The 8,474-nt window shown below is 76.5% G+C and carries 5 protein-coding genes; all 5 read left to right on the top strand.

Annotated features, from left to right (window positions below; translation table 11 throughout):
* Positions 1–654 (top strand): nucleotide exchange factor GrpE (grpE, locus tag AB0L00_RS14605; protein WP_364433211.1); only part of this gene is annotated, 654 nt, incomplete at its 5' end.
* A 1-nt stretch (position 655) separates the two neighbouring features.
* Complete coding sequence (locus AB0L00_RS14600; protein WP_364433208.1) at positions 656–2,275, top strand: Hsp70 family protein; 1,620 nt, start codon at positions 656–658, stop codon at positions 2,273–2,275.
* Positions 2,275–4,821: a hypothetical protein gene (locus tag AB0L00_RS14595; protein WP_364433206.1), complete on the top strand. Its 2,547-nt coding sequence runs from the start codon at positions 2,275–2,277 to the stop codon at positions 4,819–4,821. The genes AB0L00_RS14600 and AB0L00_RS14595 overlap by 1 nt, the downstream gene beginning before the upstream one ends.
* 85 nt (positions 4,822–4,906) lie before the next feature.
* Positions 4,907–6,064: a GTPase gene (locus tag AB0L00_RS14590; protein ID WP_364433203.1), complete on the top strand. Its 1,158-nt coding sequence runs from the start codon at positions 4,907–4,909 to the stop codon at positions 6,062–6,064.
* Positions 6,061–8,472, top strand: coding sequence for a hypothetical protein (locus AB0L00_RS14585; protein ID WP_364433201.1), 2,412 nt, complete (start codon positions 6,061–6,063; stop codon positions 8,470–8,472). The genes AB0L00_RS14590 and AB0L00_RS14585 overlap by 4 nt, the downstream gene beginning before the upstream one ends.
* Positions 8,473–8,474 lie beyond the last annotated feature (2 nt).

Below are 8,474 nucleotides of genomic sequence, written 5' to 3'. Positions count from 1 at the left end.
CCCGGCCAGCCCCTCCCGGTGCGCCGCCTCCCCGCCCCCCCCCCGCCGGCGGGCGCCGCCGGCCGCTCCGCCGGGGTGCCCGGCGGTCCCGCCGGCGAGGGGGCCGGCGCTCCGCCGGCCGGGGGCGGGTCGCCCGGCGGCCCCGGGCCGTCCGGCGCGGCGTCGCTCGACGAGATCCGCTCGCTGCTGGCCGGCCTGACCGAGACCGTCGGCCGGGAGCACGAGCGGGCGGCGCACCGCGAGCGCGTCATCGACCGGCTGTACGAGGACAACCAGCGGCTGCGCCACGGCGAGCTGCAGGCGGCGTTCGAGCCGGTGCGCGCGGCGCTGTACCGCCTCTACGACCTGGTGCGGCGGGAGGCCGAGCGGGAGACGGTGGACGCGGCCCACACGCCGGTGCTGCTGGCGGCGATCGCCGACGAGCTGGCCGAGGTGCTCGCCCGCACCGGCGTCGAGCGGATGCCCGTGACGGCCGGTGAGGCGTTCGACCCGGCGCGGCACCGTCCGGCGGGCGTCCAGGACGTGGACGACGCGGAGCTCGACGGCACCGTCGCCAGGGTGCAGCGGGCCGGCTTCGTCCGAGGTGACCGGATCGCACGACGTGCCGAGGTGATCGTCGCCCGGGTGGCGGCCGAACCCGTCGGAGGAGATTGAGATGGCTGTCTACGGTATCGACCTGGGCACGACCCACTCGTGCATCGCGCGCATCGACGACGTCGGCCGCCCGGCCGTGCTGCGCAACATGGAGGGCACCGACACGACGCCGTCGGTCGTCTACTTCGAGTCGGCCGACAACGTCGTCGTCGGCGCGCCGGCGAAGGACACCGCGGTGCTGTTCCCCGACCTGGTGGTCAGCCTGATCAAGCGGGACATGGGCCACGAGGTGCCGCGCGAGCTGCACGAGCGGGACTACTCCCCCGAGGAGATCTCCGCGTTCGTCCTGCGCAAGCTGGTGGCCGACGCGACGTCGACCACCGGCGAGGAGGTCCGCGACGTCGTCATCACGGTGCCGGCCTACTTCGGCGCCGCCGAGCGGGACGCCACCCGCAAGGCCGGCCGCATCGCCGGCCTGAACGTCATCGACATCATCTCCGAGCCGATCGCCGCCGCCATCACGTACGGCGTGCTCAACCCCTCGACGGCCGCCGACGGTCTGGACGCCGACGGCGGGTCCGCGGACCGCACGATCCTGGTGTACGACCTCGGCGGCGGCACCTTCGACACCACGGTCATCACCCTGCGCGGCGGCGACATCTCCGTGGTCTGCACCGACGGCGACCACGAGCTGGGCGGCGCCGACTGGGACGCCAGGGTCGTCGAGTACCTCGCCGGACGGTTCGCCGAGGAGCACCCCGACGTCGGCGACCCCCTCGACGACAAGCACACCGAGCAGCAACTGCGGCACGACGCGGAGGAGGCCAAGAAGGCCCTGTCGCTGCGCACCCGGCACGTCGTCCGCGTCATGCACGAGGGCCGGGTCGCGACGGTCGAGCTGACCCGCGACAAGTTCGAGGAGATCACCAAGGACCTGCTCGACCGCACCATCGAGATCACCGGCCGCACGCTCGCCACTGCGGCGGGCAAGGGCGTGTCCGACTACGACGACCTGGTGCTCGTCGGCGGCTCCACGAAGATGCCCGCCGTGCAGCGGCGACTGGCCGGCGAGCTGGCCCTCAGCCCCCGCCTGCAGGACCCCGACCTGGCGGTCGCCAAGGGCGCCGCGCTGTACGCCTTCGAGGAGACCTACCGTCAGCTCCTGGCCAAGGGCGAGACGGACCAGGCCCTCGACCTGGCGACCCGGGCCGGCCTGTCCGAGACCGAGCAGGAGCGAATGGCGGCCCGGCAGATCACGACCGTGGCCTCCCGCGCGTTCGGCATCATCGCGCTGGACCCGGACACCGAGCAGGAGCACGTCGTCCACCTCGTGCACGCCAACGACGCACTTCCCCGCGGCAAGACCCGCGAGTTCGGCACCGTCGAGGAGGACCAGACGATCGTCAAGATCATCGTGGTCGAGCAGGCGGGCAGCACGGAGTCGACCGAGGTCGCCCACAACACGCCCATCGCCGACGGCGAGCTGAAGATCCCGCCCGGCAAACCCGCCGGCTGGCCCATCGAGGTGACGTTCGCCCTCGACACCTCCGGGCTGCTGCACGTCACGGCCGTGGAGAAGGAGACCACCGAGGAGCTCACGCTCGAGGTACGGGTCGGCGGCATGTCCGACGAAGAGGTGCACCAGTCGCGCACCGACCTGGCCCACATACGCGTCGACTAGTGGTCTTTGACGAACGGCGCTATGTCCGGGAGGTGCTGGAGCCCGCCCGGGCGGCCGGGGACCAGCCGCCCGACGACCTGCGCCTGCGGTACGCCCTGCCGGATCCGCTGGTCGCCCGCGAGGTGGCCGACCGGGTCAAACGCGTGCGCACCTGCTGGCGCAAGGCACGGGGCCAGCTGCGGTTCCGCCGGCTGGTCGACCGCCTCGAAGGCGAGCATCTGAGGCTCGCGCCGCTGTTCGAGCGGGCGGCGGCGGGCGACCTGGCACCGCTGCGCGCCGAGATCGCCGCCGCGGGCGACCGGGCCGGACGCCGCCGTGCCGAGCTGCGGGACCGGCTGCTGGACGCCGCCGGGGACCTGCGCATGCTGTCGCCCGCCGACCTGCGGGAGATCGGCGGCGAGGCCGCGGACGTCGCCCGCGCCGCCGGCATCGAGATCCGGGAGCCGGACCCGCTGCCGGCCGCACCGCCCTACGCCGGGTACGCGCGGGCCCGTGACGCGCTGGACGCCCTCGGCCTGCGGCACCTTCGCGAGTTCCTGACCGGCGAGCCGCACGCCGGCCGGGTCCTCGGAGGAACCCCCGACCTGCGGCCCGCGGCACAGCGGGTCGGTGAGCAGTGGAGCCGGCGGCCGCACGACGGGAACCGCACCAACGCCGACACGGTCCTGGTCGCGGTGCGTCAGGTCGGCGCCCGACTGGCGGAGCTGGTGCGGTACGACGTCGTGGCGCGGCTGCGCGAACGGCACCAGCAGCGGGCCTCGGAGGGCGCGCTGCTGCGGTACGCCGCCGACGAGCTCGGAGTGGACCGCGACGACGCGCGCCGCCTGGTCTTCGCGGTCCGGCGGGAGACCGCCCCGGCGGGCGGCCTGGCCGCGCGGCTGCGCGACCTCATCGACGCCGGCGAGGTGCAGGCGGCCGCCGAACTGGCCGAGCTCGCCGGCGAGCCGGCCGGCGGCGGGCGGGCCCTGGCGGACGACGCGCGGGTCCTCGCGGACGAGGCACGGCGGCGGGTGGCCGCGGCGACGGCGCTACGCCAGGAGGCGGCGTCCCTCCTGCTGTCCGACCCCGACGGGGCGTGGCTGCGGCTCGCCGACGCGCTGCGGCTGGTCGGCGACCTGCCCGGCGCCGCCGAGCTGCAGGCCGGGCTGCCGCCCCGGGCGCCCGGACGGCTCGAGGCGGCCGTCGACGGCGCCGCCGTCGCGCTGTCCTGGTCGCCGTCACCGTCCCGCGTCGGTGAGATCGGGTACGTGGTGCTGCGCTGCCTCGGGCGGGTCCCCCGGCACCCCGGTGACGGGGAGCGGCTCGCGGCGGAGGCGGCGCACGCCCGTGACCCCGCGCCTCCCCTCAACGCGCCCGTCTACTACGCGGTGTTCGCCGTACGCGGCTCGGCGGCGTCGGCGCCCGCGGTCGCCGGGCCGGTCCTCGTGCGTCCCGAGCCGGCGGACGTCACCGTGACCGCCGCGGACGGCGTGGTCGCGGCCCGCTGGTCCTGCCCGCCCGAGGCGATCCGCGTCATCGTGACCCGGGACGGCACGCCCGTCCCGGCGGCGCGCACCGGTTTCCGCGACGAGACCGTACGCAACGGGACGACCTACCACTACCGCATCGCCGCCGCGTACCTCGGCGCCGACGGCGGGGAGACCGTGACGGCCGGGGTGCACGCCGCCGCGACGCCCGCCGCCCGGCCCGGCCCCGTGACCGGGTTCGACGTCGAGCACGACCCCGCCGGGCGGCTCGTCGTCACCTTCGACCCGCCGGCCGACGGCGAGGTCGAGCTCGTCGCGATGGACGGGCCGCCGCCCTGGCCGGCCGGCACGACCCTGCCGCTGGAGGACGTTCGGCGGGTGGGCCGGGTGCTGCGCGCGGTCCCCGCTCCGGGCGGCCTCACGGTCGAGACGGGCCCGGGCGTGCTGCTGTCCGTGTCGGTCGCCGGGGACCTCGCCACCGTCGGCGCGTACCGCGAGCACGTGAGCCTGACGCCTCCACGCGAACTGATCGCCCAGCGGCGCGGCGAGATGATCATCCTGGGGTTCGACTGGCCGCCGGACGTCACCGAGGTCGAGGTCGCCTGGTGGTCGGGCACCGGCGACGCGCGCCGCCTGCCCGTCGGCCGTGCCGGGTACGACGCCCACGGCGGGGTGCGCCTCCCGGCGCCCGCGGACGAGACGGTCACCATCGAGGTCGCCGCGGCGGGGACGGCGCGGGGACGGCGGGTCACCGGCTCGCCCGTGACCACCGTGGTGCCGGGCCGCACCGCCGTCGGCTACGAGGTGCGCCGCCCCCGCCTGCGCGGCCCGCTGACCGTCACCCTGTCCGCCGCCGTCCCCGTACGCCTGCGGCGGCTGGTCCTGGTGACCAGGTCGGGCCCCATGCCGCAGCGGCCCGGCGACGGCCGGACGGTGATGGCCTGGGACGACGTCGACGTGCCCGCGCGCCTCGAGGTCGCGCTGCCGCGCCTGGCCCGGCCGTACTGGCTGCGCTGCTTTGCCGAAGACGACACAATCGACCTGCGTGACCCCCCGGTCCGCCACCTGAAGGTGGGCTGAGGATGGGATACGACGTGGGACACGACCGCCCCGGCTCCCGCACGGCCTCCGGGCGGGGGGACGCTCGACCGGAACGCGAGGGCTGATGCCGTCGATCACTTGTCCCTACTGCTTCGCGCGGGTGGAGCGCGAACGGATCGCGTTCCGTTGCGCGGGCGGTCCTGGACGCGGCCCCGGCTGCGCGCCGCGGCTCGACGAGCGGCTCGCCGCTTACACCGGCTCCGCGGCGGCCGCCTCGCTGCCCCCGGTCTTCGGCCCGCCGGAGTCGCCGGCGCGACTGCGGATCGGCCGGGCTCCGGCCCGCCGCGCGGTCTGCCCCGAGTGCGGGCAGACCACGGCCCGCCGCGCGTGCCCGGAATGCCACAACCCGCTGCCCGCGGCGTACTGCGAGACGCCGGGCAAGATCGTGGCCCTCGTCGGCGCGAAGAACTCCGGGAAGAGCACCTACATCGCGGTGCTGCTGCACGAGTTGTCGCACCGGATCGGCGCGGAACTCGGCACCTCGCTCGTCGCCTGCGACGACCGGACGATCGAGCGCTACAAGCGCGACTTCCACCGGCCGCTGTTCGGAGAGCGGCGGCTGCTGCCCGCGACCGCCAGCGCGGTGACGACGCCGCGCGACCCGCTGGTGTACCTCCTCACCCGGACCCGGCGCCGGCGGCTGCGGCAGCGGGACATGTCCCTGACGCTGGTGCTGTTCGACACGGCGGGTGAGGACCTGCGCAGCCGGGACGTCACCGACCTGCACCTGCGCTATCTCGCGGCGGCCGACGCCATCATCTTCCTCATCGACCCCCTGGAGCTGAAGACCGGGGACGGCGACCCGGACGGCGACCCCGTCAACGTCATCGCCCGGGTCACCGAGCTGTTGCGCGCCGGCCGGGACGTCCCGCACGGCAGGCGGCTGCCGGTCCCCGCCGCCGTGGCGCTCACCAAGGTCGACGCGTTGCCGCTCGACGGGGCGCTGCAGCGCCACCGCGAGCGGACCGACGCGCTCGACCTGGACGACCGGGAGGCCGTGCAGGAGCAGGTCCGCGCGCTGCTGTACGACTGGCAGGCCGGCGAGCTCGACCGCTACCTGGGGCACGAGTACGCCGAGTACGGCCTGTTCGGGGTCTCCGCGCTGGGCGGTCTGCCACGCGACGGCGCGGTCGGTACGGGGGGCATCCGTCCGTACCGCGTCGAGGATCCGCTGCTGTGGCTGCTGTACCGGTTCGGGATGCTCGACGGGGCCCGCGGATGATCTGGCGGCTGGACTACACCTCGGTCGAGCGCGGGCCGACGGGCCGGTCGGGCTTCCAGTTCGTCGAGATGAGCCCGGACACACCGCCCGACGTCATCGGCGCGGTCACCTCGTACATGGCGTACCGGCCGCCGCCGGGGGCGCCGTCCGCGCCGGGCCCCGAGGAGCTGGCGGGCTTCCCCACCGCGCTGACCTACGGCCGCGCGGACAAATACGCCGTGCTGGCCCGCTGCCGGTACACCGGCCGCGACTACTCGGGCCGGTACGGCAACTTCCTCGGACAGGCGATCGTGGCCACCCCGGAGGAGATGGAGGGACTGCGGCCGATCGAGTTCTGGGACTCTCCCCTGTGGGACGCCGCCGTGCCGGCGGACGATCCGGCGGCGGCCGTCCTGACGCCCGGCACGGCGTTCGACCCAGAGTCGCTCGTCGGACGGCTCGGCGGCGAGCGGGCGCACGACCGCCTCACCGCGCTTCTCGACGCCGTCGCCACGGTGGTGGACGCGGGCCACGGCCGGGTGGTCCTGGTCGCCGAGGACGTCGAGGTCGTCGCCCGGTGGATCGCGGTGGCGTCGTACTCGCTGCCCGCGGACCTCGCGGCGCGGCTCTCGTTCACGACATACGCCGCCGACCCGGACGCCGCGCCGCAGGTCATAGTCGGCACCGTCCCGGCCGCCTGCCCGGACGGCGGCTTCCGCCTCGACGAACCGTTCGCCCCGGACGGCGCGCGGCCGGGCCGGTTCGCGCGGGTGATCACGGACTGCTGGCGGACCGGTGACCTGGACGGCATCGACGCGGTCGGGGAGCTGATCGCCGACGGACCGCAGGGCCCCGGCGCGCTCGAGGACGCGGCGGCGCGGGACTCCCGGCGCTCCGCCGACGGGGAGGCCTCCTCGCCCGGCGGTACGGCGGGCGCGCCGCGCCACTTCCAGGACGGGGAGGTGCCGCCCGACGGCGCGGCGACGGGCGGCGCGCATCCGAACGGGAAGGCCCCCTCGGCCGGCTCTGCGGCGGCGGGCGGCGCGCGTCCCGCGCGGAACGGAGAGGTCCCCTCGCCCGACGGCGCGGCGGGCGGCTCCCCGCACCTCCGGGACGGCGGGGTGTCCGCGCTCGACGGCGCGGCGGCGCTGCTCGCGTTGTGCCGAGGGGACACGGCCGTCTCCGCCGGTGAGCAGGCGGTGGCCGCCGGACTGGTCCGCGCCCGCGGGGTGCCCGGCTGGACCTGGCCGTCGCTGCGGCCCGCGCTGCCCGCGGTCGGCTTCGAGCTGGCGGCGGCGCTGGCGGACGCGGTGCCGGAGGCGGCCGAGTGCTGTGTCCGGCTGGCCCTGGCCGACCCGGCGCTACGGCCACGGCTGACCGGGGTACGGCTGCGCGACGGGCTGCCGGAGGACTTCCGGGCGGCGATGACCGGAGCGCCGGACCTGCGGGCGCTCGCCGGGGTCGTCGACCTCGCGGTCCAGGTCGGCGGCGCGGTGGACGCCGACCATCTGGTCGCGGCGGCGGCCGCCTGCGCGCGGCGTGGCGCGGGTGACGTGGCCGCGGCGGTCGAGGCGACTCCGCCGCTCTGGCGGGAGGCGATGGTCTCCGGCGTGGTGGCCGGGCTGGAGGCGAGCCTCCCGGTGGTCCGGCGGGCGATGCTGACGCCTGAGGCGTGTGCCGCGCTCGGGGACCGGGACTGGACGCGTGCCCCCCGCACCGGAGGCCTGGTCCTGTCCGCGCGCGCCGACCGCCTGACGGCCACCGCCGCGCTGGTCGAGCTCGAGCCCCACGGCCTGCCCGACGTCGAAGACCTGCTCGGCGTGCTGTGGACGGAGCCGCCGACGGTGCCGGAGTGCCGGTGGCTGGTGGAACGGCTGGGCCCGGCGATGCGGCGGTTCGCCGTCCTGCACGCCCTGCCCCGCCGGGTGTTCGACGGCCTGCCGCTGGAGGCCGAGGAGGGCGTACGGCTCGCCCGGCTGATCCATGACCGGCTGCCGACCCTGGCCGGCGCGGCGCGCATGGTCCTGACCTACGAGCGGGCGCTGCGCGTCGGCTCCGAGGAGGACGTCGCCGGGTTCCTGACCACGTTGCGGCGGGGCGAGCCGCTGCACGAACGCGCGCTGGCCGGTGTCTCCCGCGTCTTCGCCGGCCGCTCGCCCGCGGCGCGGGCCCGGATGCTCGTCGCGGCGCCCGAGGCCGTACGCGACGACCTGGCGGAACCCTGGCCGGCCGCCGACCTGGACCGGCACGGCCGCACGGACCTGGCGGAGGTCGAGGCACGCCTCACGGAGGCCGGGGTGACCGTCGCGGCCCTCGCGGCGTGGGCGGACGGGCTGGGGAGGTTCGCCCGGCGGCAGGTCGAGTCGGCGCTCACCGATCGCGACCCGCGACTGGCCGCGGCATGGCGGCGCGCGCGGCGGGGGGCGTGACG

The sequence above is a fragment of the Actinoallomurus sp. NPDC052308 genome (assembly GCF_040679195.1).
Lineage (GTDB): Bacteria > Actinomycetota > Actinomycetes > Streptosporangiales > Streptosporangiaceae > Actinoallomurus > Actinoallomurus liliacearum.
Note: the sequence above shows the minus strand (reverse complement) of the source record. Positions and strands in the feature narration are given on the sequence as shown.